This window comes from Acinetobacter sp. WCHAc010052 (assembly GCF_002165295.2).
Lineage (GTDB): Bacteria > Pseudomonadota > Gammaproteobacteria > Pseudomonadales > Moraxellaceae > Acinetobacter > Acinetobacter chinensis.
This window is the reverse complement of the sequence record NZ_CP032143.1, coordinates 1580318-1606288: the sequence shown is the minus strand read 5'-3', so window position 1 is coordinate 1606288 and position 25971 is coordinate 1580318. Positions and strand designations below refer to the sequence as shown.

Here is a 25971-nt window from a genome sequence, read left to right as displayed (position 1 = left end):
AAAAAGCCCCCGAAGGAGCTTTCTTTTACAGTTTACAAGCTGGAATTAATCGCCTGTATAACCTTTTAATTTTAAACGGTAAGCGTGCAGTAGCGGCTCTGTATAACCCGATGGCTGCTCACCACCTTTGAATACCAGATCATACGCTGCCTGGTAAGCATAACCATCAAAACCTGGTGCCATAGGCGTATACAGTGGATCGCTCGCATTCTGCTCATCCACAATTTTCGCCATACGCTGCATCACTTCTTCAACCTGCTCTTTAGTCACGATACCATGACGTAACCAGTTCGCAACGTGCTGAGAAGAGATACGCAGAGTTGCACGGTCTTCCATCAAACCAACGTTGTTGATGTCTGGAACTTTAGAACAACCTACACCTAAGTCAACCCAACGAACTACATAACCCAGGATACCCTGAAGGTTATTTTCAAGCTCTTTGGTTTTCTCTTCAGCAGTCCAGTTTGTATCTGTTGCTAAAGGCGGTGTTAACAGATCATCCAATGGCAATGCATCAGTTTTTAACAGTTCGAGCTGACGTGCAGAAACGTTGCACTGATGGTAATGGATCGCGTGAATCACAGCACCTGACGGAGATGGAACCCATGCACAGCTTGCGCCCGCTTCTGGATGTTCAATCTTAGTTTTGTACATGTCTAAAAGCATGTCTGGTTTTGGCCACATGCCTTTACCAATCTGTGCTTTACCACGTAAACCAGACTGTAAACCAACCATGACGTTACGGTTTTCATAAGCTGGGAACCAGATCTGAGCTTTTACTTCGCCTTTACGAACGAATGGGCCAGCTTCCATGAAGGTATGAATTTCATCACCTGTACGGTCCATGAAACCTGTATTGATGAAGATCGTACGATCTTTTGCTTGCGCGATACAGTTTTTCAGGTTCACAGAAGTACGACGCTCTTCATCCATGATCCCGATTTTCAAAGTTTTTGCAGGTAAGCCAAGCGCCTGTTCAGCACGTTCGAACAGCTCAACAGCAAAAGCAACTTCTTCTGGACCATGCATTTTTGGTTTAACGATGTACATAGAACCTTTACGGGAGTTCTTGTTTTCGTTTTCGCCTTTGATGTCAGCAAACGTCAGCAACGGAGTGATGAGTGCATCCATGATACCTTCGTAGATTTTAGCACCATCTACAAGGATCGCAGGGTTAGTCATCAAATGACCCACGTTACGAAGCAGCATCAATGAACGACCGTGAAGTTTAGTTTCACCACCGATCAGGTTTTTGTGAGTACGGTCTTTGTTGAGTGTACGAGTAACAGTTTTACCGTTTTTCTCGATAGACTCTTCAAGCGTACCCTTCATCAGACCCAACCAGTTACGGTAGCCTTCAACTTTTTCTTCAGCATCTACAGCTGCGATTGAGTCTTCCAGATCCTGAATGGTCGTTACAGCAGCTTCAAGAACAAGGTCTTTTACGCCAGCTGCGTCAGTTTTACCGATTGGGCTGTTTGCATCCACCTCGATAATTACGTGTAAACCATTATTCAACAGTACAACTTCTACAGGTGCAGCTTCATCACCGTTAAAGCCAACAAACTGAGCTTCTTTAGCAAGCGTCGTTGTTGAACCGTCTTTTAAGCTGACAACCAGTTTTTTGCCTTCAACAGCATATTTAGTTGCATCTGCATGTGAACCATTTGCCAATGGGAAAGTTTCATTTAAGAAATTTTTAGCAAATGCGATAACTTTGTCGCCGCGTACAGGGTTATAGCCCTTACCTTTTTCCGCGCCACCATCTTCAGGGATCACGTCAAAACCGTAAAGCGCATCGTATAAAGAACCCCAACGAGCGTTTGCAGCGTTTAAGCAGTAACGTGCATTACGCACAGGTACTACCAGCTGAGCACCAGCCAATAATGCGATTTCTTCGTCTACATTTTCTGTGCTGATCTGGAAATCTTCTACTTCTGGTAATAAGTAGCCAATTTCTGTAAGGAAAGCTTTGTAAGCCCCTAATTCAAATTTGTTGTTGCGGTGCCATTCATCAATTTTAGCCTGAAGGTCATCACGCTTTGCTAAAAGCGCTTTGTTCTTAGGGCTAAGATCAACAACGACTTGCTCAAAGTTTTTCCAGTATTGTTCACTGTCCAAACCAGAACCTGGCAGTGCTTCATTTTCGATGAAATCGTAAAGTTCTTTAGCAATCGCTAACTTGCCTTTTTGAATACGTGCAGTCATTGTCTTTCCTGATATTGCTACTTTTTATAACAAGAGATTCTAGTATACCGATTTATACTCAACTGAATAGCATTATCACATTGCTAAATAGTGATCATTTTAAACAGGATAAATGCATTCATCATGAAATTAAATGAAGATCACCAATGCGACAATATAAACAGCGTGAATACCTTATCTACAGTGTATAAAATTTTTGTATTGTCGAAATTAGACTTAAGTTCAGAGTTCTGTATTAAAACCGAACAAACGCCTTTCCCTTTGATCCGAACTTAAAGATTAAGCCACGAATCCATCTGAATGTCGATAATTTCAACAGATAATTCATGCATGAAAATTGAAGATATTTGTATTCGTTTTATCCGTGATTATTCGTATACTGAGCTGATCATTATTAAAAAACATGACAACTGAATCATGCGGATTCTTCTATGCACAGCTCAGATAAATCAATGAAAGTCGCAATTGTCACCCCTACATATTTACGTGATGCATTTCTGATTCAGACATTGCAGTATGTCCTTCAACAGTCAGCACCCTGGGAAATCCACTGGTTCATACTGGATGATTCACCTGAATCTTCAAGACATGCTGACACCTTTGAAAATTACCCACAGATCCATTATGAATGGCTGAATGAAAAAATTCCTTTAGGGAAAAAGCGCAACCTGCTGAATGAACAGGCGGTACTCTGGGGAGCTGATATTATCTGCAGTATGGATGATGATGATTGGTATGGTCCTGACTATGTAAAGGAAATGTCCGAACTTCTGTGTTCTTCCGATGAGATTCTTTTTACCGGTTCCGGTGACGATTATTACCTGAATATCAGTAATGGTGACATACTGAAAATACCCGCAGTGCGTGAATATACCAGCTGCAATGGTGTCCTCTGCTATAAAGCAGAAGCATTAAAAGGCAGAAAATATTCAGATGACGCAAAATTTGCAGAGGAACACAGTTTTCTGAATGGTGTTAAAGTTTATCAGCACCCTGATATACAGAAACTGCATCTGGCACTGGCACATCCAAATAATACCGTAACCAAAAAAAATTACTGTCGAAATGAAACATACAGAACCGAATTAAGCCTGAATGATTTGCCAATGCAGGAAGCTGATCGTCTTTTCTATCTGAATCTAATCAAAAACTGAACGACTTTATTATTTTCATAAAAAAGCCGACATGATGTCGGCTTCAGGCTTTCTCAAATCCATTCAGGATTTATCATTCGACTTTCAGCTCGTCTGCACTCGAATGAATCTGACGGTGTGCTGAATTCAGATATTCATCTGACTGCATTTCAAGTAAACGTGAACGGGTACGTTCAATTTCAAAAGCAAGCTTATCCCCCTGATAGATATCAATGATTGAATCTTCAGAAGTCAGCAAAAGTTTCACACCACGATCATAAAACTCATCGACAAGATAAATAAAACGGCGTGTCCCTTCTGACAGATAATCAGTCAGATGAGGCACATTACTGACCAGAACAGTATTATAGATATTTGCAATTTCAATAAAGTCAGCTGGGCTGCGTGGCTTCAGACACAGTTCTGAATATTCGCACCACAACACATCTTCAGTATGGCTGATTGTTTCAACAATACGGTTATTGATAATAATCGGCTCCTGTGACTGAGCCTGAGTTCTGGTTAATGCGGTATAACGCTGAGACAGCCACAGTTTGTTTTCATGCGTCAGTGGTGATTTGAACAGTTGAGCCTGTTTCAGCACACGCAGACGGTAATCCACACCTGCATCCACATTCAGCACAACACAGTGTTTATTGACCATTTCAATGGCAGGCATGAAACGATCCCGGTGAATACCGTTTTTATACAGTCCATCTGGTGCAATATTGGACGTCGCAATCAAGGTAATACCACGTGTGAACAGTTTCTGGAAAAGATCACTCAGAATCATGGCATCCGTGACATTGGATACAAAAAATTCATCAAAACAGATGATCACGGCTTCTTTATAGATCTGATCCGCAACCAGATCCAGCGGATTTCTCTGCCCTGACAGTTTATTCAGCTCTTTATGGACATACTGCATAAAGTGATGAAAATGCATCCGTGTTTTACGACGGAATGGAATGGACTCATAAAACTGATCCATCAGCCAGGTCTTTCCACGACCGACACCACCCCACATATACACACCCTGCGGAGCAGTCTGACGACGGAAACGGCGAAAAGCTTTCTTAGATGCTTTATAACGCTGAATCAGTTCCTGCCACACCCGATCCAGTTCATGCACAGCCTGCGCCTGAGCGTCATCAGGCATAAACTGTCCTGATGATAAAGCCTGCGCATAGCGTTCAGCAGGAGACAATGGTGTAAAAGCGGTATGAGGCGTGTTTAAATCTGACATATCTTTGAATACTATTTAGGGCTATACAAAGTATAGCGAAGTTTGAACCGTAATATATAAAACTTTGGGATATAACACTTAGGCTATTTTGTATACTGCCTTGGGCTCTGACCAAACCAGCGTTTGAAGGCATGATTGAATGCCGCAGGTTCAGAATATCCAAGTAATTCTGCAATCATTTCTATTGAATACTCCTTATATTCCATCAGTTTCAGTGCTTTATGCTTAATCAGATCTTCACGGATCTGTTTATAGCTGCTGTTCAACTGCTGCAACTGATGACGCAATGTTCTTTCTGGAATCTGTAATGCCTGAGCCGTTTCAGCCATAGTTGGCATAACGCCCTGCTGCAGATCCAGATAGTCATGAATTCTTTGCACAAGACCTGGTGCCTGTATATCTGCACCGAGTTTTTGCAGTTCTGTCCGGCATTTGTCTTCATAGACGCGGAAAGTAATCTGATCAGCTGAAGGTATTTTCAGTTGAACAACATCATTTCTGAACCAGAAAGCGGCACTGGAACTACCAAAAACCAGATCGGCTCCATAATAAAATCTGTATTTCTGCAACATGTCCTGATTTGATGGTTCAGGAAATGGCAGTTCAATTCTGATCTGAGGAGCACTCAGACTCATCATCCGATATAAATCCTGAATAAACTTATAGGTACCGGATATTTCACACTGAGCACGTAATTTACCCAATGGACTGATCAGATCTTCAGGGCTGTAACAAAGTGCAACATTATCACCCGAGTGCTTCAGACTCAGCCTGCCTGTCAGGTGTGTCAATCCTTGATATTCAATTCCTTTATTCAGAACAGTTTCAATATTCTGACTGGTGACAAGCAACATCAGTAAAGGACCATAACCTGCCAATGCATAATGCTGACCAATTTCAAGCCCAGCTTCTGCAGCAACACCATCACCAATCACCCGAAACACATCTTTTTCAAGATCAGGATGAATAACTGCTGCCGGATCAAGTGCATCGGCATGAATACCAATCCCCTCAAGCCTGGAATCAACGTCTACACCTGCTTTTCGCATTCCCTGAATCAGATACAACAAGCCCAGAATTGATCGTTTCATAATCTGTTAAAAATCCAATACCTGATATTTTTTACTATATTCAGTCACAAATGCAAATTGCCGAATATATCAATTTTAATGTCATACACATCATATCATCCATTCCGCTTATATTTTATGCTGTGCCAAAATATGCATACCAGGAATACAATAATATGCGTGATGCTTCACTAATCCAGAACACTCAGAAAACAACTGTCGCTATTATCGGTGCAGGATTTGGCGGACTTGCGATGGCAATCCGCCTGATACAGTCCGGCATTCATGACTTTATTATTCTTGAAAAAGCCAGTGATGTGGGCGGAACCTGGCGTGAAAACCAGTATCCGGGAGCTGCATGTGATGTACAGTCACACATGTACTCTCTGTCGTTTGCACCGAAAACTGACTGGAGTAAGCGCTACGCTGAAGCACCGGAAATATACTCTTATATTCAGAGCCTGATTCAGGATTTTGATCTGAAAAAATACTGTCGCTTCAACAGTGAAGTCCTGTCTGCAACTTATGATGAAAAGCAGTGCGAATGGAAACTTGAACTGTCAGATGAGCAAACGCTGTCAGCTCAGTTTGTCGTTTTTGCTTCAGGACCTTTGCATGTGCCTCAGATTCCACGGATTAAAGGCATTGAAAAATTCAAAGGCAAAGTATTCCACTCCTCCCAGTGGGATCATGAATACAGCCTGAAAGATAAAAAAGTGGCTTCAATTGGTACCGGTGGCAGTGCCATCCAGTATATTCCTGAAATTGCTCCTGAAACTGATCAACTGTATGTGTTTCAGCGTACTGCAGCCTGGGTTATTCCACGTGATGAGCGCAGTTACAATGCCCTGGATAAAAAACTGTTCAACCGCTTTGAATGGTTCCGAAAACTGCATCGCACACGTCTGTATTGGTCAAACGAGTCTCGTGTTGTCCCTATTGTAAAACCACAGATTATGAAATACGGGCAAAAACTGGCTGAAGCATTTATCAGATACCAGGTCAAAAATAAAGACACTGCCAGAAAGCTGACACCAGACTATATTATGGGCTGTAAACGCATTCTGATTTCCAACAAATATTTCCCTGCTTTTAACCGTAAAAATGTCGAACTGATTACCGATGGTATTCAGGAAATGACTGAAAATGGTATCGTAACGCAGGATGGAAAAGAGCGAAAACTGGATTGCCTGATTTATGGCACAGGCTTCATTACTGACCCGCGCATTTACCTCAAATCTTTCAACTGTTACGGCATGGGTGGACTGGAACTTAAAGATGCATGGAGAGATGGTGCTGAAAGTTATTATGGTATCAGCACCAAAAACTTCCCTAATCTTTTCCAGCTGCTTGGACCCAATACAGTTCTTGGACACAACTCTGTTATTTTCATGATTGAATCTCAGGTCAACTATATTTTGCAGATGATTCAGCTGGTTCACCGCAGTCATTGTGATGCCATTGTAGTTAAAGACGATGTACAGGCAGCATTTAACCATGACATCCAGGAACAGCTGAAAGGAACGGTCTGGCAGTCGGGTTGTGTCAGCTGGTATCAGCAGGATGGTGGTAAAAATTTTGCACTCTGGCCAACCTATACCTGGAAATACTGGCTACGTACCCGCAGACTCAATCCAGCTGATTACAAATTAATGAATAAAACTGCCGGAAGTCGTGCAGCTTAAACATTTAGTTGTCATAATGAGCAGGTATTCAATAACCTGCTTTTTTTATGCAATCTCTGTGGCTTATTTTCCAATTACTGTTCTGTCTTTTTTTAGGTTTTATACTGGCAAGGAGACTTCCACAGTGGCTTGAAAAACTGGCGTTCAAAATACTCCCATATTTCACTTATATCCTCCTGATCGCAATTGCTGTAGAGTTTTCTCAGACCCTGCACAATATCAGCAGCCCCGGGCAGATTCTATCCAGCGCAGTCACCATTGCCCTGACCACATCACTGGGCGCAATTCTCTGCTGTTATGTGCTGTTTAAGAGTATTGGCTATAAACCCATGCAGGGCAAAGTATCTGCCGAACTGCTACTCGGATCATTGCTGAATATCAGCTATGCCTTTATTGCACTTGCAGCAGGTTATGGTCTGGCTGAACTTGCCAGCCTGTACAGCTTCCCATTGCATATCAGCACCTGGGATTTACTGCTTGTATATATGCTGTTGATTGGACTGGACCTGGCATACTCTCCACTTGACCGCTCATGGCTGAACTGGAAAATTTTACTGGTTCCTGTCGGTTGTATTATCGGCTCTATCATAGGAGCTCTGGCTGCATCACTTTTAATCAGTAATATCAGCATTCAGGATCTGATCATGCTTTCACAGGGTTATGGCTTCTACTCCATGACAGGTATTGTGGTTACTGAACTTAAAAATGCTCAGTTGGGCAGCATTGCCCTGATTAATGATCTGTTCAGAGAAATTTTCGCCATTCTGTTCATGTACATTATCGGCTGGAGATACCCACGTTCTGCCATTTCAGCAGCAGGTGCAACAGCTATGGATGTCACGTTACCTATGGTTAAACAAGCCTGCGGCAATGATTTTATTCCGCATGCCATGGTCAGCGGATTCATTCTTTCCGTGCTGGCACCAATCGTTGTGAGTGTACTGGCTGCCCTGTAAGCAATTGACAACACCTGTATCTGTATAAAACAAAAAAAGCCTTTCAAATGAAAGGCTTTTTTATATCACTTACATCACATTTTACAGTGTTGCAAGAATATCCTTAAGAGTCTGACCAGGATTTGCAGACTTAGTCACTGGGCGACCAATCACCAGATGTGTTGAACCATCAAGCATCGCCTGTTTAGGTGTCACAATACGTTTCTGGTCATCCGCATCCGAACCCTCAGGGCGAATCCCTGGAGTCACCAGTGAAAAATCTGCGCCAAGCTGTTCACGAAGCATTTTTGCTTCCTGTGCTGAGCAGACCACACCATCCAGCCCACTTTCTTTCGTCAGTTTTGCAAGACGTTGTACCTGTTCAAAAGGTTCAATATCCAGACCAATATCACGTAAATCTTCACGACCCATTGAAGTCAGAACAGTGACCGCAATTAACTGCGTCTGATAGTTGCCTGCTTTTAAGCGTTCAACACAGGTTTCCATCATTTTACGTCCACCAGAAGCATGAACATTGACCATCCACACACCCATATCTGCTGCTGCACAGACAGCCTGAGCGGTTGTATTCGGAATATCATGAAATTTAAGATCAAGGAAAACTTCAAAACCCCTGTTGTGCAATGCCTTCACAATCGAAGCACCTTCATGAGTAAACAGTTCTTTACCCACTTTTACACGACACAGTGATGGATCAAGCTGATCTGCGATAGCTAAAGCATCGTTCTGGCTTTTTGCATCCAGGGCAACAATAATACTCACAATTCTTTTCCCATCACTCAAAAAATTTGGCACATTATACGTGCCGAACACAGGCACTGTAAAACAATGACTGCCAGTTCGTGCAGAAAAGATATACGCTCCTGTCTGATCTGATAAAAACAGCACCATAAAACCGCATGGCAGATTTACAGGCAAAATAATCTAAACAAAGAATAACCGCACGGATTTTCGCACATTTTATAATCCGTATAAAAATTTCGTTAAATTAGCAATTTATAAGACCAAAGATTAAGATCCAGCCAATTCACAAAGCATAGAACTTAAGCTATAGTCTTTATGTGAACACGGAAATGTTTACTTTTACTTACATATATCACTAAAAAATGAATCATATTTTGTAAAAAAATAAAGCAAACATACAGATTTTATGATGTAGCATACTTTTCTTACAAAATAATGACATCAACTATTGAAATACCTTTCAATAAGAAGTACAACAATAGTATGAAAACTGACTAAAACACTCAGTTTTAGTGATTACCACAGGAGGGATGGAGATGTTATCAATACATTTCAACAAGCAAGTCTTCATTAACGCTCTGAAGACAAATAAAAGTTTAATTATTTATTTGAGCACCACTTTTGGTCTTATGCTGATGATACTGATTCATGGGCTGATTCAAAGTAATCTCAAACCTGAATTTTTCCTTTACGCAGTTCTGGTCTCTTTTGCTTTTTATGCATGGGACGTCGTTGACCATAAACATCGTAAACAGCAAAAAGCGCAATTAGCTGAATAAAAAGATGGATGATTTATCATCCATCTTCAAAAAAAACAATAAAAATCGTTTTTTAATTAACCACTCTTCTATCATTCCATTCAAACGTATTCATCATTCATTCTGTCTGCATTACAACAGTGTTATCACTGATCCAAGTAACAGCATTCCTGTCGCGCCAACTTCTGCCAGTACGAGTAACAGCATTGCAAAAGTCATCATCCATGTCGGCAGGTGAAACCGTCCCATCTGATGAGGTGTTCTGAACTGATTAGTCGTATCTTTGAGCAAGCCATGTAATATATAGCTTAAAACTGAAAAGCTGAAAAAGATCAGATTCAGAATCACAAACACCAGATTCCATAATTCAGTCCAGGCTGAAATATAGCTTAATACTGCCAGAATCAGTGATGCAGGTGCATAAAGCAAACTGCTCCGATGTGCGATATCGACATAATAATGCGCTCTGGACTGTTCTGACTGCCTGATCTGTAAGTATTTCCAGACACCTGTCAGCATCCCCACCCATAAAAATATCCCACTGAAAACGATAGCCAGTCTTACAGACAACGCCAGTTGTAATCCGTCCATATACCTTCCTTTTTATAATGATTTTTCCAGTCTGACTTTTCAGTCATTTACTTTTACAAGTTTCTTTTTGGAACTTGTGTAAAGTATCCATAAATTCCTCAACAGAACATACTGAATGATGACAAATCCAGAAATACTCCAGATCCGTTGCCAGGATAACTATATTCTAAGCGCTAACTATTATGCAGCCAGCACAGATGCTCTCCAACAACCATACCCTGTCCTGTTATGCCCAGCCACAGGTATCACCAAGGGGTTTTATCATGCATTTGCTGAATGGCTGAGCTTACAGGGTTTTAATGTACTAAGCTTTGACTTTAGGGGCATTGGTGAGTCACTTTATGGTCCAGTCAGTAAATCCACAGCTTCAATCAGCCAGTGGGGACAGCTTGATATTCCTGCGGCTCAGAAGGTTTTACTGGAAAAAACTCACTCAGACAAAATCATACTGCTGGGACACAGTGCAGGCGGTCAGCTGCTGGGCATTAACCCTGACTATCAAAAAGTCGCCAAGGTCATTGCTGTATCAGGCTCAACAGGTCATATCAAAGGACTGAAAGGTCAGACCCGCATTATGGCACCTATATTCTTTAAACTGGTTTTCCCCGCTGCACGTTACACCATTGGCTATGGACCAACCAAAGCTGTCGGTATGGGTGAAAATCTGCCCAAAGATGTTGCAAGAGAATGGGCTCAGTTCTGCAGCAAACCTGGTTATGTCATGAATGCGATTGGGAAAACTGTCAATGAACATTATCATGATCAGATTACCGTCCCTGTGACTGCTCTATGGTCAACTGACGATGAAATTGCAACCGAAGCCAATGTCAAAGATCTGCTCCGACTGTATCCAAATGCAGAAACCAGGATGATTGAACTCAAACCGGAAACATATAACCACAAAAGTATTGGGCACATGCTGATGTTCCGTAAATCTCATCAGAACCTATGGAATGTCATCAAGGATCAGCTTGCCGTTTAAAATTTCAGTCATTCTGAAACTTTTCCAGTCAATGCCAGGAGGAGAGCTTACTTCTGGCATCTTTTTAATCATCAGAACGGTTTTTATTTTTCGACTGTTTTTTTCAACTGAAGCAACATGATGGACTGTAATGGAACACCTACATCTGCATGCACAGGATATTCTTCTGTAATACCTGTTTGTACATAGCCTCGACGTGCATAGTATTCTATCAGTTCTGCTCTGACATCCAGAACATACATCTGAAATTCATTGATTGCATCAAACTCATTCAGCACTGTCTGCTCTGCAAATTCCAGCAGCACTTTTCCAAGCCCTGCGTTCTGCCTGCTCGGTTTTACACAGAAAGTCCCTATTTCCACTGCCTGATGAAGTTCCGTAATCCCAATACAACCTATTATGTAAACAGTTGCGTCATTTAAACACGCCTGTTCCATGACATAAAAGTGGTTACGGATATCACCTGTAAAACTGTCCAGCTGCTGTTCATTAATCCTTGCACCATTAACCAGACCATATTCAGTTGTCCATGATGAGGATTTTTCTCTGTACGCCTGATTCAGCAGGTTTACGACTGCAGTTTTGTCCTGCTCAGCAAATTTTCTTATTATAAAATCAGTCATTTTATTCCTTTAATTTCTGATTCATATTCTTTGCAAAAAAATACCGAGTCTCAGACCCGGTATTTTCAGCATACTGTTAAAGCATGGCTTATTTCGGCTCAATTGGTGCAAATGGAGCAACCACATCTGCATTCTGCGCACGATGACGCATAAAGTGATCCATCAGAACAATCGCCAGCATTGCTTCTGCAATAGGTGTAGCACGAACACCGACACAAGGATCATGACGACCTTTGGTCAGTACATCCGTATTTTCACGTTCAATACTGATGGTTTTTCCTGGCGTAGTGATAGATGCCGTTGGTTTAAGAGCAATCGCAACACGAATCGTCTGACCACTGGAAATACCACCCAGAATCCCACCTGCATGATTGGCAAGGAAACCATCTGTGCTGAGTTCATCACGTGTTTCATGACCAAACTGTTCTGCAACCGCAAAGCCATCACCAATTTCCACACCTTTCACGGCGTTGATGGACATCATGGCATGCGCAATATCCGCATCCAGACGGTCAAAGACAGGCTCACCCCAACCTACAGGTACTTTTTCTGCCAGAATTTCCAACTTCGCACCACAGCTTGTACCCTGTTCACGCAGCGAAGTAACAAGAGCTTCAAAACGTGGTACTGCATCTGCATCACCACAGAAGAATGGGTTGTTTGGCACTTCATTCCAGTCTAACTTTTCAGCAACTTCAGTACCGATCTGAGTGACATGACCACGAATATCGATGCCAAACTTTTCAGCAAGATATTTCTTGGCAATTGCACCTGCTGCAACACGCATAGCAGTTTCACGGGCACTTGAGCGACCACCACCACGATAATCACGGAAACCGTATTTCTGTGTATAGGTATAGTCTGCATGACCTGGACGGAAAGTCTGAGCAATGTTGCCATAATCTTTAGATTTCTGGTCAGTATTGCGTATGAGCAAACCAATGGATGTACCGGTCGTTTTACCCTCAAATACACCTGAGATGATTTCCACTTCATCAGGCTCTTTGCGCTGAGTGGCAAATTTCGATGTTCCTGGTTTACGACGATCCAGATCTTTCTGTAAATCTTCTGCACACAGTTCAAGCCCTGGTGGAACACCGTCCACAATTGCCATTAAACCTGCGCCATGAGATTCACCACAAGTCGTGACCCGGAAAAGCTGTCCTATGCTGTTACCTGCCATGTTCACGACTCCTTATGATTTAACTGACTGAATAAATAATTCACGGTATTTACGACACTGTTCAGCGGTCAGGGCAAAAATACCTGAACCACCTTTCTGGAACTGTAGCCAGTAAAAATCAACCGTATTGAAATTCTGACGCATAGCCCATTCTGAGTTGCCCACTTCAATCACAATCAGACCATCTTCTGTCAGATAATCTGCTGCCTGAGCCAGCATTTTACGCACCAGATCCAGACCATCCTGACCCGCTGCCAGTGCAAGCTCAGGTTCGTGGTGGAATTCTTCCGGCAGGTCTGCCATGTCTTCAGCATCTACGTACGGTGGATTGGATACGATCAAATCGTACTGATTTTCAGCAGGAACTTTTGTAAACAGATCCGACTCAAGCAGTGCCACCTGATACTGTTTGTTATGATGTTCAGCATTGATGGAAGCCACTTCCAGCGCTTCTTTTGAAATATCAGTTGCATCCACTTCAGCATCAGGGAAAGCATAAGCCAGTGCAATGGCAATACAGCCAGAGCCTGTACACATATCCAGAATACGCTGTGGCGTTTTAGGCTGAGCATTTTCAGGTAAATTATTCAGACCTTCGCGGGCTTCACCATTTTCATCCAGACAATATGGCGCAAAACGCTGATTAATCAGTTCAGCAATCGGTGAACGTGGAATCAGAACACGTTCGTCCACATAATAAGGTTTGTCACAGAAGTAAGCCAGATTCAGCAGATAAGATGTCGGAACTTTTTCATTGATACGACGTTCGAGTAACGCAAGGAACTCAGCTTTTTCACTTGGTAACAGTTTTGCATCCAGAATTTCAGCATCTGCTTTCCATTCAAGAGACATGGTCTGTAACACCAGTGCAGAACTTTCTGCAAAATAATCTTCAGTACCCTGACCCAGATGTGCATCGTATTGACGTAGAGCTGTAACACCGAAACGGATAAAGTCACGAATGGTTGTTAAATTTTCAGCGGCTTCCTGTAAATGTTCAGGGCTTATAGTCGGTCGATCCACTTAAGGCGTCTCCAGGGTAAATTTTTAAACGCCTTATGATACCTTGTTTTGACAGTTTTTATAACGTGCCTGTCACATTGAAACCAATTATTTGGCTGTTATAAATTTTGTCTGATAATAATCAGCCTGATTTACTGTCATTGCCAGTACGCATTTGAGTTTCTGAACTTCAGCAAACTCATAAGAACTTTTGAAATAACATTGCTGCTGAACTCTGTTTTCCCACAACTTATGCTGCACCATGATGTTCTGCTGGTTACTGCCACTGTTACCTAAATAGTTTTTAAAAGTTTCCTTCAGTCTTTTTTCCTGCTCTTTATATTCTTTCTCAGCGCATTTTTTGACTGTTGCATTATTACCATAAGAGGTATTCAGACAACGTGTATATTCTTTGGAAAAACCTTTTGCAGATGCAGAACCTGCTCCAAACACACAACACACCACGACCACTGGCATTAAAATTTTCATGGCTTCCCCTTGCCTTCATTAAATTACAGCTGATTAATTTTTTACATGAACAGATGCAGACAGACTGTCTGAGTGCAGGCCATACTGAAACTCCACCCGATCAATCAACACACCAGTGCTGTTTTGCAAGTAACATGAGCAACTGAATCATAATCAAAAAAGATTATTATTGTCCGTCAGTATTTAAATCGTCAGGCTCTGAAAAATCAATATAAATTCAGGTCAATAATTAAAAATATGTGCTTTTTACAATAGATTCCAGCAGACTTCACTGGATCTGTTTGATGTTCGCACACACTCAAATGCAGTTGGATGCCACTGCTCATCTGCGATTATTTTACCCGACACAGCATCTCTCAGATAAGATTTTGCTTTCAGAATCTTCCCATGATTGATACTCACCTGAGCTGTGTCACACAGTTTTTCTGAAAGTTCATTTTCACAGGATTCAAATTTCACTGCGACCTGTGTCTGATCTGTCTCAATATTGACCTGTTTAGCGCCATTTACATATTTTTCCTCAATTGCACAGGACTGATGGTTTTTAAAACCACTGAATGTACAGGTTTCTGCATGAGTCTGTGTTATGGCTGATAAAACTGTCACCGAACCCGCAAGGAGCCATTTTTTCATGATTATTTCCCTGTATTCAAAACGGCTCATCATATCAGCAGATGTTCATGCAATTGCTTAACTATTCATGTTCTATACAATTCAGGCTTGATTTATGAGATAAAGATCACTATATATTCATCGACCTGTTAATGATTCATTTTTATGAGCTATAAACACAACAATCTGCTTGCTATTCGGCAGAATTACTGGAATGACAATACTTCCCCTGCAGTTATTGATGAAAAACAGTTTTTCCAGCACACCCTGATCGAACATGGCATATTTCAAAGTCCCTCTCAGGAGGATGCCCGTTACTTTTTTTTCAATCTTCCCAGTATCATTATTGTGAAAGGTTATGCACTGGGTTTTAAAAATCCAGCTGTCCAGCATATGATCACGAACTTCATTCAGGACAACAGACAGGACCTGATGAACAAACAGGAACTTAAAATTCAGTTCCGCATGTAAATGTACAGCGAACAACGCCAGTCTTTTTACTGACCTTAAATACACTGATATTTCGATAAGTTGAACTGTTTTAATACGGTAGGAACCTGTAATATCCGTTACAATTAATTTTCAGTCCTCATCGCGCTTTCAAGGATTTCCCTTCATGTCAGATCAGAACGATAAGCTTAAACAGCTCAAAACCTCCTCAATGGACCGCCGTTTATCCATTGCTAAGGCGTCCCTGTTAGCGGGTACCCGCTGGGCTGCATCAAGTGCGGGTTCAATCTTTTCCAGTGAAGAAGAAAAAGAAAAAAAACGTAAGAAAGCGATGAAGGAACAGGCAGACTATCTGGTTGCCGAAATAGGCAAACTGAAAGGCTCAATTGTAAAAATTGGTCAGATGATGGCACTGTATGGTGAGCATTTTCTACCCAAAGAAATTACAGATGCGCTGAACACGCTGAACAATCAGACTGTTGCACTTGCATGGCCTGCAATTAAACAGCAACTTGTCAGTCAGCTGGGATCGAAACTCGATGATCTGACCATTGATCATGAACCTCTCGGAACGGCATCGCTGGCACAGGTTCACCGCGCAACACGCAAATCTGACGGCATGGAACTGGTCCTCAAAATTCAGTATCCAGGTGTGGCTGCTGCCATTGATTCCGATATGAGTCTGTTCCGCAACATGCTGAAACTGACACGTATGGTTCCGCAGACCCGTGAGTTTGATCAGTGGTTTGATGAAGTCCGTGAAATGATGCACCGCGAAGTGGATTATGGCATAGAGGCTGCAACCACCCGCCGTTTTGCAGAGCGTCTGCGTAATGACAGCCGTTATGCAGTCCCACAGATCATTGATGAATACTGCACTGATCAGGTACTGTGCATGACCTTTGAACGTGGTGTACCGATTAACAGCCCTGTCATGCTGTCTCTACCTCAGGAACGCCGTAATGCACTAGGTGAGGCATCACTTGAAATTGCTGTCCGTGAGCTTTTTGAATGGGGTGAAATGCAGACTGACCCGAACTTTGGTAACTACCTGGTTCGACTGGGCAATGGCAACGATATTAAAGACAAAATTATTCTGCTCGACTTCGGTGCCATCCGTCAGTTTGATGAGCATCTGCTGACTGTTGCCCGTAACCTGATTAAAGCAGGTTACTACCATGATCCACAGTCTATGGTCAGTGCCATGACCGGTTATGATTTCTTTGATTCAATTCCGCAAAGCATTAAACCCGATATGGCGAAAGTGTTTTTACTGGCAACCGAAGCATTCAGCAGCCCTGAAAACAATAAAGAGCTTCCTGAAGGTGTGATGGACAGTGAAAACCGCTATGACTGGAAAAAAAGTCAGTTACACAGCAGAGTGATGCAACAGGCTTCCAAGTCCATGGCTTCACGCTATTTCAGTGTGCCGCCTAAAGAATTTATGTTCATCAGCCGCAAATTTATTGGTGCATATACATTTATGACAGTGATAGATGCAAAAACCAATGTCCGCAACATGATTAAAGTTTTCATTTAATTCAGTCAGGCTGAGATGGCAAATGTCATCTCAGTCAATTCCACATTAAAACCGATTTTTTTCAAAAAAATAATTCAATAAATAACAATATATTAATTAAAAATCAGTCCCACCAAACACCATTCATCACCGACAATCCAGCATGTCATTTCCGACATAGTTTTTCTGTTTCAGGCATGTCAGCATAAAAACACAAAACTCCATTCGCGGGAAATAAAAATGTCCAATATGGTAAACAAGGCTCAAGGACTTGGGCTGTCTTTTATTACAAAAATTGCAGGAAGCGATCTTCTGGATCAGTTCAAATTAAGAAAACTGGTTGAAAAGTCACTGTATCAGGGGTCAAAAGCTGGATTTAAAACACTGAGTAAAACTCAGAAAGTATTTAAATCAGATGCAGGCGTCAAAAAACAACGTTTACCAAATCAGGAAAAGTCGCTGTTTGACCTCAGTCTGACTGAAGAACAGCAGATGACCGTCGATGCCATGAGTCAGTTTGCATCTGAGGTGCTGTATCCACTGGCACATCAGGCTGATCATGATGAGTCTTTCCCTGTGGAGTTATGGCAGCACAGCACTGACCTGGGACTGAACTTCTATGCTTTGCCGGAAGCTCTGGGTGGAGTTGCATCAGAAAAAAACATTATCAGTAATATTTTAATTGCTGAGACTCTGGCAAAAGGTGATTTCAGCCTATCTGCGGGGCTTCTTTCAACATTCAGCGTCATCAATGCCATTACACAGTGGGGTTCTGAACAGGTTCAGTCTACATTCCTTCCTGTATTTGCAGAAGATACGGATATTCTTGCGACTTTTGCTGTGCAGGAAAATACAGCCGCATTTAACCCTTATAAGCTGAAAACCAAAGCTACCAGCACAGGAAATCACTATCTGATCAATGGTGAAAAAACACTGGTTTTATTAGGTGCTACTGCCGATCTGCTGCTGGTTTCAGCTGAACTGAACGGACAGCCTCAAGTATTTGTGGTCAAACGAGATGAATCCATCACTGCCCGCAAAACTCCGGCAATGGGTCTAAAAGCAGCTGAAACAGTTAATCTGATATTCAAAGACACACCTGCTGTTCTGCTGGGTGATGATGACTTTAACTACTCTGCTTTCCTCGATCTTGGAAACCTGATGTGGTGTGCACTGGCCGTTGGAACCTGCCAGGCTGTTAAAGAGTACTGCGTAAAATATGCCAATGAACGTACAGCGTTTGGTGAACCTATTTCACACCGTCAGAGTGTTGCGTTCATGATTGCAGATATGTCCATTGAAATTGATGCCATGCATATGCTGATTTTAAATGCTGCAAGCCTGGCTGAAGCAGGAAAACCATTCCACCGTGAAGCATATCTCGCACGCCTGCTTTGTGCTGAAAAATCAATGAAAATCGGTACAGACGGGGTTCAGATTCTGGGTGGGCACGGCTTTACCAAAGAACATCCTGCAGAACGCTGGTATCGTGATTTACGCGCAACTGCCGTCATGCATTCTGCATTACATGCCTGATCATCAAAGAATAAATAAGGAATATTAATCATGAATTTACAGAATCCTAAAAAATTCAGAATGCTGGTCGATCAGGCTCACGAAACTGCGCTGAATGTATTACGCCCGATTTCCCGTAAATACGACAAAGCTGAACATGCCTATCCAAAAGAACTGGATATGCTGGCTTCCCTGCTCGATGGTATGAATGATGGCGGTGATGGTCTTAATGCGGGAGCAGCCGTAAATAAACGTGGTGATACTGATACAAGCAATAAAAATGGCGTAAACATGTCCACGGCGCTTGGTGTCATTGAAATGTGCTACGGAGACACAGGTCTACTGCTGTCCATGCCACGCCAGGGGCTTGGGAACTCTGCCATTGCAGCCGTTGCAAATGACGAACAGCTGGAACGCTTTAAAGGTACCTGGGCAGCAATGGCGATTACAGAGCCAGGCTGTGGTTCAGACTCCGCAGCAATCCGTACAACCGCAACCAAAGATGGCGATGACTACATCTTAAATGGTGAAAAGATTTTTGTAACGTCTGGCGAACGTGCAGATTCTGTTGTCGTCTGGGCAACACTGGACAAAAAAGTGGGGCGTGCTGCCATTAAATCTTTCGTTGTTCCGAAAGATACGCCAGGCATGAAGGTTGAACGCCTTGAACATAAACTGGGAATTAAAGCATCTGACACAGCTGCGATCAGCTTTATAGACTGCCGTGTTCCAGCCGCAAATCTGCTGGGCAATGCCGAAATTGATGTTGCTAAAGGCTTTGCAGGTGTGATGGAAACCTTTGACAATACGCGCCCGCTTGTTGCTGCTATGGCTGTCGGTTGCGCCAAAGCATCTCTTGAGCGCATCAAGGAAATCTTTAAAGATGAACTTGATCCTGATTACAGCACGCCATATTTGCAGACGTCCAATATTGCAGCGCAGATTTACCGTATGGAAGCAGAATGGGAAGCTGCCCGTTTACTGACCTTACGTGCAACATGGATGGCAGATAACCGTAAGCCAAACTCAAAAGAGGCATCGATTGCCAAAGCCAAAGCAGGTCGAATCTGTAATGACATTACACTGAAATGCCTTGAACTTGCGGCAAGTGTTGGCTACAACGAAGATGAATTACTTGAAAAATGGGCACGTGATTCCAAAATTCTGGATATTTTTGAAGGCACACAGCAGATTCAGCAACTGATTATTGCCCGTCGTGAACTGGGTAAATCATCCAGTGAATTGAAATAACCCTTTTGTGATCTTTCAGATACGCCTTCGAAAGATCGCTGAATGATGTTTTAAATACCGAAGAAAGATGGATTTATATGATTTTTCATATTATAAAAGTCCATCTTTCTTTTTTTATTTTAAATACATGTATCAGCTTCGCCTCATTCAGCCACAGGATAACCCTGCGTTGGCATCCATTATCCGAAAAGTTTCCCATGAGTTTGGACTGGCAGCTGAATCAGGTTTTGCCGTAGCAGACCCTGTTGTGGACAACCTGTACAGTGTTTACCACCAGGAAAATGCCATTTACTGGGTAATTTCTGATGAATACGGAAAGGTTTATGGCGGTGGCGGACTCTCTCCTTTACAGGGTGCAGAATCCATACTTGAAATTCAGAAAATGTATTTTCTGCCTGAAATCAGAGGCAATGGCTTTGCTCAGAAAATACTGGAAAATGCTTTTGATTTTGCACGACAGCATGGTTTTAAATCCTGCTATCTGGAAACCACAGCAGCTTTATGGCAAGCCGTCAAACTGTACGAAAAACTGGGCTTTCAACATCTGAAAGCACCTAAAGGCAATACCGGTCACAGTCATGCCTGTGAAATCTGGATGGAAAAAATCTTATAAATACTCCATACAGACCTGCTCATTCTCAGTTTACAGCAGAATTCAGACAACTCTGAATCAGTTGAATCGCTTGTCTGACTTTTGCTGATTTTGAGTTTCGCTGAGGGGTGACAGCCCAGATATTCAGCTGTCCAACATGCCAGTCCGGTAAAATTCTGACCAGTTTCTGCTTCCTTACTGCATCATGAGCTTCAAATGTACTGAGCGCACATACGCCATAACCCTGTTCACACATCTGCTGTAAGATCAGAATATTATTGATACTGAATTTTGACCTGGTCTCAATTTTCCTGCTTTCAAGTGTGTTCATATTCCAGAAATGTTTCAGACCTGTTCCTAAGTGTCCATTCAACAGATTTAACCATTCAGACTGCTGTAAATCTTCAGGACTCTCAGGTTCTGCATTGGCTTTCAGCCATTCTGGTGAAACATACAGCCCCATCTGCATTTCAGAGATTTTGGAAGCAATAAAACTGGAATCAGGCATTTCTCCAACGCGGATTGCCAGATCTATACGCTGCTCGATCAGGTCGATATGCTCATCATCCACGTTCAGGCTCAGACTCAGGTCTGGAAACTGCTTTGCCCATGCTCCCAGTCCATCAGAAAGATAACGCGCAACCCCGACAGGAACAGCAAGTCGAAGCTCACCTACAGGCAGTTCAATTTCAGATTCAAGCAGGCTTTGCGCCTGCTCTGCCGCTGCACATAAATCCTGACAATAACGATAATAACGCTCTCCCAGTTCAGTTAAGGACAGCTTTCGGGTTGAACGGTGCAGCAGTGTAATTCCGCTCTGCTGCTCAAGAAAACGGATCTGTTGACTGACAGCTGAAGGAGACACATCCAGCAATCGTCCTGCTGCACTCATTGACCCCAGTTCAACAACTCTGGCAAAAATTGCCATACGTTTGTAATGATCCATCTTAAACTACAGCTTCAAAATGATTGTCTTAAAACCCTACTATTTTTAAATACTGTAATCAAATACTATTTTTCCATCGAAAGAATGAATCTGAACACAGTGAGGTAACTAATGAAAATTGCACTGATTGGCGGGACAGGATATGCAGGCTCAGCACTGCTTGAGGAACTGGTCAAACGTAACTATCAGGTAAAAGCAATTGTCCGTCAGGAAGGTCGTATTGCAGCAACTGAAAGCATTCAGCCCACAGTCGCAGACGTGCTGGATGAAAAGCAGCTTGAACAGGCATTTGAAGATGTGGATGCGGTTATCAGTGCTTATAACCCAGGTTGGGACAATCCGAATATTTTCAACGATTTTATGCAGGGTTCACACAACATTCTGAATGCTGCCAAAGCCGCAGATGTTAAACGCTTACTGATTGTTGGCGGTGCAGGCAGTCTGTATATTGCACCAGGTGAACAGTTGATTGATTCACCGAATTTTCCAAAAGAAATTTATAACGGTGCAAATGGTGCAAGAGTTCTGCTGGATGAGCTGAAGCAGGAACACGACCTGAACTGGACCATGATCAGTCCACCCATTGCATTTTCCATCCATCACCCAGGTACCCGGACAGGACAGTACCGACTGGGTACAGATTTTCCATTAATGGATGGTGATCAACCTGGTACCATTTCAGCACCTGACCTTGCAGTAGCCCTGATTGATGAACTTGAAAAAGGACAGTTCATTAAAGAGCGCTTTACCGTAGCGTACTGATGAAAATCTTATGATTATTTGAACAATAAAATCAAAAAGCCCTGAATATCAGGGCTTTTTTACTTTAAAAAATCAGTCTTTGGCAATATTTAAAAGTTTATCCACCACGCCAAATTTTTTGAAAATACGGGCACGTCGTTTTGGAAAAATATTTGCCTTGTTCAGATCACCTTTATAATGATCAAACACACGCTTATCCATCATCTTAAACCACAAAGACGGAATCAGAGCCGGCAGCAGCATACTGGCATAACCACTTGGCAGTTCAGGCGCTTCATCAAAATGTCTGAGTGCCTGAAATGGGCGTGTCGGGTATGCGTGATGGTCTGAATGGCGCTGTAACTGATACAGGAACAGATTGGTCACAATATTATTATTGTTCCAGCTGTGTTCAGGCATCGTCCGTTCGTATTTTCCATTTTCATCCTGCTGACGCAACAGTCCATAGTGTTCAATATAATTGATGATTTCAAATAAACCGATACTGTAAAAAGACTGTGCAACCTGATAAGGCAAAATACCTTTTCCAAACAGTTTCAGCATGCTGCCATGAAAAGCAGCAGTCATTCCCCACCCTTGCAGCAGTTCATTGTCCTTAGACCAGAACGAAAGCCCTTTACGTTTTAATCTACGGGTTTCAATTTCAATCGCAGATTTAAAGGAACCAATCACTGTACGGGGTAAAAACTCATAAAAAGTTTCACCCATTTTTGAGGATGCAGGATCTTCAGGTGTCGCAGCACGCTTATGATGCCCGTATGGATGTTCGATACGGAAATGATTATATCCCGATGGTACCAATGCCAGATGCGACAGAATATGATCCATCCGTTCTGATTTATGACTGAGTTCATGTGCGGTATTGATCGCAATACCATTGATCGCTCCCATGGAAATACCTAGTAATATCTTATCTAGCAAAGAGGTATTTTCACGGCTCACAAGCCAGCAGGCATAAACATTGGCAATATACTGCAAAGGAATAAAGGTTTTTACCAGCCGTGCATAATACGGATCCTGTTCAAGCAGTCGAACATCTTCAGCTGTAGGATTGTTCGAGTCTTTACCTATCACTGTATCTATCGCAGGAATGATAACGTGCAGAACAATTGGACCGCCCAGCGCAAATACTTTTTTTAATGGCTTCGGTGCAAACTGATAACCTGCCAGAATACCAATACCAATAACTGGTAATGATGGGCTGATTGCCCATAAATAACGTTTTTTATCAAGAGCCAGTCCTGACTTTACAGGCGCTGCCAAAAGAGATTGCTGATCCATTTTTACTGGGGCATTCATTTTATTATCATCCCTATTCATTTCATTTTTATATATTTGACGATTAAGGCATGTGATAACAGTTGTAATCGTCCAGAAATCCTATGCAGAAGTCTTTGTCTTCATTAGACAGAAATTGTCCTGAAAACACATATTTACAAAGGTCATAATTTTACGCATGCTCAAATACAGAATAGACACAAGATTTGCACTATGGATGCCCTGAGTAAAATTTTTGAAGATATACATCTGAATAAGTCTGAATATATTTATTTAAACCTGTCTGGTGACTGGGCTTTCCGTTATCAGGAACAGGGTGCTATTGCAGCCTATATCGTACTTCAGGGAAAAATCCATTTACAGCTGGATGATGGACAGAAGCGTCTGATTGAAGCTGGTGACCTGGTGCTGATTCCTTCAGGACAGTCTCATTATGGCTGTTCAGACCAGGAAAAAACGCTGCTTGAAGCCACAGACATTTCAACCTTATTTGATGAAAAGCGACATAAAACCATCGAACTGGGAAATACTGATCTTCAGGAAAATAACTGTTTTATTATTGCGGTGCGTGGGCATATCGACTCAATCATGGCACGTCCATTATTTAATGCATTGCCTGCCTTTATGCACATACATCATATTACAGGCAGCTCTGCCCCCGAGTGGCTCCAGACTGGATTACATTTTCTTGCCATTGAAGCCCATCAGATCCGTCCTGGCAGAGATAAAATCCTCGACCATCTGGTCAGTATTTTAATGATTCAGTGTGTCCGGGATTTTATTACTCAGCTGAATGATGCCGGTAACTGGCTGAATGCGCTGACACACCCTGAGCTTTCCAGTGCACTGGCCGCCATTCATGGTCAGCCTGAAAAAGCCTGGACGGTTGAAAGCCTGGCAGAACAGTGCTGTATGTCACGCTCAAAATTTGCAGGTTTATTCAGCCAGATTATTGGTGAAACACCACTTGCCTATTTACAGCAGCATCGGCTGCGCCTGGCTTCACAGATGCTGCGTCAGGGACAGCTGTCCATTCAGCAAATTGCACATAAGGTAGGATATTCATCCGAAACTGCATTCAGCCAGACATTTAAAAAACAGACTACACTGACGCCAACACAGTACCGACAGCATCATCAGTCCTGACTCAGCTGAATGACAGAATACTCAGAACTGCCTGTACCGGGTCTTCACTGTTTCCTGACAGTAACTGCTTATGCATGGTGATGTGCTGCATCACCTGAATCTGTGCAGTTTCCACATTCATCAGCTTTTCTATTTCAGCAGCAAGCTGTTCAGGTGTCGCATCTGACTGAATCAGTTCCTGAATGACTTTTTTGCCTGCAATGATGTTAGGTAAAGAATAATAAGGAATCTTTATCAGCATTTTTGCAATCACATAGGTCAGCCAGTTCAGTTTGTAAAAAGTCACCATTGGTCTATGCAGCAGCATTGCCTCAAGCGTTGCAGTACCGGATGCCAGTGCCACAATATCTGATGCATTCATGACCTGACGTCCAATACGGGATTCAATATCTGTATTTTCCATGATACGGACACGGGATTTCAGAGCATCTGAATAACCCGTCAGCAATGCTTCAATCTGTTGTTTTCTGGCTTCATTGATTGCAGGAATCAGAAATTCATATTCAGGATATTTTTTATTGAGTATTTCTGCTGCACCCAGTACAACAGGACCAAGTCGCTCGATTTCACCACGACGGCTACCAGGCAACAATGCTATATGCTTCTGTGACAGTTCCAGACCAAGTTCCTGTTTTGCTTCCAGCAGATCATTCTGTAAAGGCAGCTGTGATGCCAGAGGATGTCCGACAAATGCCGCAGGAACTCCCCATTTTCCATAAAATGCTTTTTCAAATGGAAACAGACACAGCACGAGGTCAATACTTGCCTTTATGCCATGTACACGACCCTGGCGCCATGCCCATACAGATGGACTGACATACTGAACTGTTTTTATAGGGAGATTTTTCTGTTTTAAACTTTTAGAAAGCCGTAAATTAAAATCCGGTGCATCAATACCAATAAAGACATCAACTGGATTCTGACTCCATGTCTCCACCAGCCCATCACGGACAGCAAACAGTTTTTTCAGGTCTTTGAGAACTTCAACAATACCCATGACCGAAAGAATATCCATCGGATAATAACTTTTAAAGCCTTCAGCGATCATTTGAGGACCACCAATTCCCTCAAACTCTGCTTCAATTCCCTGCTCACGAAAACGACGAATAAGTTTTGCTCCCAGTGTATCACCAGAAACTTCTCCCACCACCATTCCGATTTTCAGTTTTCTGTTCAGCAAGAGCCTTCGCCTCAAATTGTTTTGCAGGAATCATAACATAGCGCATTTCA

The 25971-nt window shown here is 42.4% G+C and carries 25 protein-coding genes; 12 read left to right on the top strand and 13 right to left on the bottom strand.

The features are described from left to right. Nucleotides 1-45: 45 nt before the first annotated feature. Nucleotides 46-2208 carry a malate synthase G gene (locus CDG61_RS07920; RefSeq protein WP_087550178.1) on the bottom strand — a complete coding sequence of 721 codons (2163 nt, stop codon included), beginning with the start codon at nucleotides 2206-2208 and terminating at the stop codon, nucleotides 46-48. A gap of 431 nt (nucleotides 2209-2639) precedes the next feature. On the opposite strand from CDG61_RS07920, the gene CDG61_RS07915 reads away from it, so the two are divergent. Continuing rightward, nucleotides 2640-3362, top strand: a complete 723-nt coding sequence (locus CDG61_RS07915; protein WP_087550179.1) for a glycosyltransferase family 2 protein — start codon at nucleotides 2640-2642, stop codon at nucleotides 3360-3362. 73 nt (nucleotides 3363-3435) lie between these two features. Here CDG61_RS07915 and zapE read toward each other — a convergent pair whose 3' ends face one another. Both zapE and CDG61_RS07905 read right to left on the bottom strand, forming a co-directional pair. After that, nucleotides 3436-4587 carry a cell division protein ZapE gene (gene zapE / locus CDG61_RS07910; RefSeq protein WP_087511657.1) on the bottom strand — a complete coding sequence of 384 codons (1152 nt, stop codon included), beginning with the start codon at nucleotides 4585-4587 and terminating at the stop codon, nucleotides 3436-3438. A gap of 83 nt (nucleotides 4588-4670) precedes the next feature. Continuing rightward, nucleotides 4671-5678 carry an AraC family transcriptional regulator gene (locus tag CDG61_RS07905; protein WP_087550180.1) on the bottom strand — a complete coding sequence of 336 codons (1008 nt, stop codon included), beginning with the start codon at nucleotides 5676-5678 and terminating at the stop codon, nucleotides 4671-4673. 155 nt (nucleotides 5679-5833) lie between these two features. On the opposite strand from CDG61_RS07905, the gene CDG61_RS07900 reads away from it, so the two are divergent. Further along, nucleotides 5834-7342, top strand: a complete 1509-nt coding sequence (locus CDG61_RS07900; RefSeq protein ID WP_087550181.1) for a flavin-containing monooxygenase — start codon at nucleotides 5834-5836, stop codon at nucleotides 7340-7342. A gap of 47 nt (nucleotides 7343-7389) precedes the next feature. Further along, on the top strand, nucleotides 7390-8298 hold the full coding sequence (locus CDG61_RS07895; RefSeq protein ID WP_087511654.1) for a lysine exporter LysO family protein: 909 nt from the start codon (nucleotides 7390-7392) through the stop codon (nucleotides 8296-8298). An 81-nt stretch (nucleotides 8299-8379) separates the two neighbouring features. On the opposite strand, the gene pyrF is transcribed toward CDG61_RS07895, so the two are convergent. Next, nucleotides 8380-9060 carry an orotidine-5'-phosphate decarboxylase gene (gene pyrF / locus CDG61_RS07890; RefSeq protein WP_087511730.1) on the bottom strand — a complete coding sequence of 227 codons (681 nt, stop codon included), beginning with the start codon at nucleotides 9058-9060 and terminating at the stop codon, nucleotides 8380-8382. A 518-nt stretch (nucleotides 9061-9578) separates the two neighbouring features. Between pyrF and CDG61_RS07885 the strand changes: the two genes are divergently transcribed. Further along, entirely contained in the window at nucleotides 9579-9821 is a 243-nt protein-coding gene (locus CDG61_RS07885) for a hypothetical protein (RefSeq protein ID WP_087511653.1), read from the top strand. Between the two features lie 111 nt (nucleotides 9822-9932). Here CDG61_RS07885 and CDG61_RS07880 read toward each other — a convergent pair whose 3' ends face one another. Next, nucleotides 9933-10391, bottom strand: a complete 459-nt coding sequence (locus tag CDG61_RS07880; RefSeq protein ID WP_087550182.1) for a hypothetical protein — start codon at nucleotides 10389-10391, stop codon at nucleotides 9933-9935. Between the two features lie 118 nt (nucleotides 10392-10509). On the opposite strand from CDG61_RS07880, the gene CDG61_RS07875 reads away from it, so the two are divergent. Beyond that, entirely contained in the window at nucleotides 10510-11373 is an 864-nt protein-coding gene (locus CDG61_RS07875) for an alpha/beta fold hydrolase (RefSeq protein ID WP_087550355.1), read from the top strand. 83 nt (nucleotides 11374-11456) lie between these two features. Here the strand turns inward: CDG61_RS07875 and CDG61_RS07870 are convergent, their stop codons facing one another. The 5 genes from CDG61_RS07870 to CDG61_RS07850 all read right to left on the bottom strand — a co-directional run bounded on the left by CDG61_RS07870 (nucleotide 11457) and on the right by CDG61_RS07850 (nucleotide 15303). Further along, on the bottom strand, nucleotides 11457-11996 hold the full coding sequence (locus CDG61_RS07870) for a GNAT family N-acetyltransferase (protein WP_087550183.1): 540 nt from the start codon (nucleotides 11994-11996) through the stop codon (nucleotides 11457-11459). Nucleotides 11997-12084: 88 nt separating this feature from the next. After that, nucleotides 12085-13179, bottom strand: a complete 1095-nt coding sequence (gene aroC / locus CDG61_RS07865) for a chorismate synthase (protein WP_087550184.1) — start codon at nucleotides 13177-13179, stop codon at nucleotides 12085-12087. 12 nt (nucleotides 13180-13191) lie between these two features. Continuing rightward, nucleotides 13192-14202 (bottom strand): 50S ribosomal protein L3 N(5)-glutamine methyltransferase, encoded by a 1011-nt coding sequence (gene prmB / locus CDG61_RS07860; protein WP_087550185.1) that lies wholly within the window; start codon nucleotides 14200-14202, stop codon nucleotides 13192-13194. An 87-nt stretch (nucleotides 14203-14289) separates the two neighbouring features. Further along, a complete protein-coding gene (locus tag CDG61_RS07855) occupies nucleotides 14290-14670 on the bottom strand; it encodes a lysozyme inhibitor LprI family protein (protein ID WP_087550186.1) in 381 nt (126 codons plus the stop codon). Between the two features lie 246 nt (nucleotides 14671-14916). Then, entirely contained in the window at nucleotides 14917-15303 is a 387-nt protein-coding gene (locus CDG61_RS07850) for a hypothetical protein (RefSeq protein ID WP_087550187.1), read from the bottom strand. 144 nt (nucleotides 15304-15447) lie between these two features. Between CDG61_RS07850 and CDG61_RS07845 the strand changes: the two genes are divergently transcribed. From CDG61_RS07845 to CDG61_RS07825, 5 genes are all read left to right on the top strand, one after another. After that, a complete protein-coding gene (locus tag CDG61_RS07845) occupies nucleotides 15448-15753 on the top strand; it encodes a hypothetical protein (protein ID WP_087550188.1) in 306 nt (101 codons plus the stop codon). Nucleotides 15754-15898: 145 nt separating this feature from the next. Next, on the top strand, nucleotides 15899-17272 hold the full coding sequence (locus tag CDG61_RS07840; RefSeq protein WP_087550189.1) for an ABC1 kinase family protein: 1374 nt from the start codon (nucleotides 15899-15901) through the stop codon (nucleotides 17270-17272). A gap of 219 nt (nucleotides 17273-17491) precedes the next feature. Further along, entirely contained in the window at nucleotides 17492-18787 is a 1296-nt protein-coding gene (locus tag CDG61_RS07835; protein WP_087550190.1) for an acyl-CoA dehydrogenase family protein, read from the top strand. A 30-nt stretch (nucleotides 18788-18817) separates the two neighbouring features. Further along, nucleotides 18818-20017, top strand: coding sequence for an acyl-CoA dehydrogenase family protein (locus CDG61_RS07830; protein WP_087550191.1), 1200 nt, complete (start codon nucleotides 18818-18820; stop codon nucleotides 20015-20017). A 127-nt stretch (nucleotides 20018-20144) separates the two neighbouring features. Then, nucleotides 20145-20630: a GNAT family N-acetyltransferase gene (locus tag CDG61_RS07825; protein ID WP_087550356.1), complete on the top strand. Its 486-nt coding sequence runs from the start codon at nucleotides 20145-20147 to the stop codon at nucleotides 20628-20630. Nucleotides 20631-20655: 25 nt separating this feature from the next. On the opposite strand, the gene CDG61_RS07820 is transcribed toward CDG61_RS07825, so the two are convergent. Continuing rightward, the gene (locus CDG61_RS07820) at nucleotides 20656-21555 is read right to left on the bottom strand and encodes a LysR family transcriptional regulator (RefSeq protein WP_087550192.1); all 900 of its coding nucleotides are present in this window, start codon (nucleotides 21553-21555) and stop codon (nucleotides 20656-20658) included. Between the two features lie 111 nt (nucleotides 21556-21666). Between CDG61_RS07820 and CDG61_RS07815 the strand changes: the two genes are divergently transcribed. After that, nucleotides 21667-22317, top strand: a complete 651-nt coding sequence (locus CDG61_RS07815) for an NAD(P)-dependent oxidoreductase (protein ID WP_087550193.1) — start codon at nucleotides 21667-21669, stop codon at nucleotides 22315-22317. Between the two features lie 72 nt (nucleotides 22318-22389). Here CDG61_RS07815 and CDG61_RS07810 read toward each other — a convergent pair whose 3' ends face one another. Beyond that, on the bottom strand, nucleotides 22390-23616 hold the full coding sequence (locus tag CDG61_RS07810) for an alkane 1-monooxygenase (protein ID WP_087550194.1): 1227 nt from the start codon (nucleotides 23614-23616) through the stop codon (nucleotides 22390-22392). A 192-nt stretch (nucleotides 23617-23808) separates the two neighbouring features. Between CDG61_RS07810 and CDG61_RS07805 the strand changes: the two genes are divergently transcribed. Next, a complete protein-coding gene (locus CDG61_RS07805) occupies nucleotides 23809-24741 on the top strand; it encodes an AraC family transcriptional regulator (RefSeq protein ID WP_087550195.1) in 933 nt (310 codons plus the stop codon). A gap of 1 nt (nucleotide 24742) precedes the next feature. Here CDG61_RS07805 and lpxB read toward each other — a convergent pair whose 3' ends face one another. Beyond that, nucleotides 24743-25921: a lipid-A-disaccharide synthase gene (gene lpxB, locus CDG61_RS07800; RefSeq protein ID WP_087550196.1), complete on the bottom strand. Its 1179-nt coding sequence runs from the start codon at nucleotides 25919-25921 to the stop codon at nucleotides 24743-24745. Nucleotides 25922-25971: the final 50 nt, after the last annotated feature.

Excerpts from the sequence above, each read along its gene's own strand:
- aroC (WP_087550184.1), bottom strand. The coding sequence starts at position 13,179 with ATGGCAGGTAACAGCATAGGACAGCTTTTCCGGGTCACGACTTGTGGT.
- CDG61_RS07810 (WP_087550194.1), bottom strand. The coding sequence starts at position 23,616 with ATGAATGCCCCAGTAAAAATGGATCAGCAATCTCTTTTGGCAGCGCCT.
- CDG61_RS07825 (WP_087550356.1), top strand. The coding sequence starts at position 20,145 with ATGTATCAGCTTCGCCTCATTCAGCCACAGGATAACCCTGCGTTGGCA.
- CDG61_RS07875 (WP_087550355.1), top strand. The coding sequence starts at position 10,510 with ATGACAAATCCAGAAATACTCCAGATCCGTTGCCAGGATAACTATATT.
- zapE (WP_087511657.1), bottom strand. The coding sequence starts at position 4,587 with ATGTCAGATTTAAACACGCCTCATACCGCTTTTACACCATTGTCTCCT.
- CDG61_RS07820 (WP_087550192.1), bottom strand. The coding sequence starts at position 21,555 with ATGGATCATTACAAACGTATGGCAATTTTTGCCAGAGTTGTTGAACTG.
- CDG61_RS07835 (WP_087550190.1), top strand. The coding sequence starts at position 17,492 with ATGTCCAATATGGTAAACAAGGCTCAAGGACTTGGGCTGTCTTTTATT.
- CDG61_RS07855 (WP_087550186.1), bottom strand. The coding sequence starts at position 14,670 with ATGAAAATTTTAATGCCAGTGGTCGTGGTGTGTTGTGTGTTTGGAGCA.
- CDG61_RS07805 (WP_087550195.1), top strand. The coding sequence starts at position 23,809 with ATGGATGCCCTGAGTAAAATTTTTGAAGATATACATCTGAATAAGTCT.
- CDG61_RS07905 (WP_087550180.1), bottom strand. The coding sequence starts at position 5,678 with ATGAAACGATCAATTCTGGGCTTGTTGTATCTGATTCAGGGAATGCGA.
- CDG61_RS07920 (WP_087550178.1), bottom strand. The coding sequence starts at position 2,208 with ATGACTGCACGTATTCAAAAAGGCAAGTTAGCGATTGCTAAAGAACTT.
- CDG61_RS07885 (WP_087511653.1), top strand. The coding sequence starts at position 9,579 with ATGTTATCAATACATTTCAACAAGCAAGTCTTCATTAACGCTCTGAAG.
- CDG61_RS07845 (WP_087550188.1), top strand. The coding sequence starts at position 15,448 with ATGAGCTATAAACACAACAATCTGCTTGCTATTCGGCAGAATTACTGG.
- CDG61_RS07830 (WP_087550191.1), top strand. The coding sequence starts at position 18,818 with ATGAATTTACAGAATCCTAAAAAATTCAGAATGCTGGTCGATCAGGCT.
- CDG61_RS07850 (WP_087550187.1), bottom strand. The coding sequence starts at position 15,303 with ATGAAAAAATGGCTCCTTGCGGGTTCGGTGACAGTTTTATCAGCCATA.
- CDG61_RS07915 (WP_087550179.1), top strand. The coding sequence starts at position 2,640 with ATGCACAGCTCAGATAAATCAATGAAAGTCGCAATTGTCACCCCTACA.
- CDG61_RS07895 (WP_087511654.1), top strand. The coding sequence starts at position 7,390 with ATGCAATCTCTGTGGCTTATTTTCCAATTACTGTTCTGTCTTTTTTTA.
- CDG61_RS07840 (WP_087550189.1), top strand. The coding sequence starts at position 15,899 with ATGTCAGATCAGAACGATAAGCTTAAACAGCTCAAAACCTCCTCAATG.
- CDG61_RS07880 (WP_087550182.1), bottom strand. The coding sequence starts at position 10,391 with ATGGACGGATTACAACTGGCGTTGTCTGTAAGACTGGCTATCGTTTTC.
- CDG61_RS07815 (WP_087550193.1), top strand. The coding sequence starts at position 21,667 with ATGAAAATTGCACTGATTGGCGGGACAGGATATGCAGGCTCAGCACTG.
- CDG61_RS07870 (WP_087550183.1), bottom strand. The coding sequence starts at position 11,996 with ATGACTGATTTTATAATAAGAAAATTTGCTGAGCAGGACAAAACTGCA.
- CDG61_RS07900 (WP_087550181.1), top strand. The coding sequence starts at position 5,834 with ATGCGTGATGCTTCACTAATCCAGAACACTCAGAAAACAACTGTCGCT.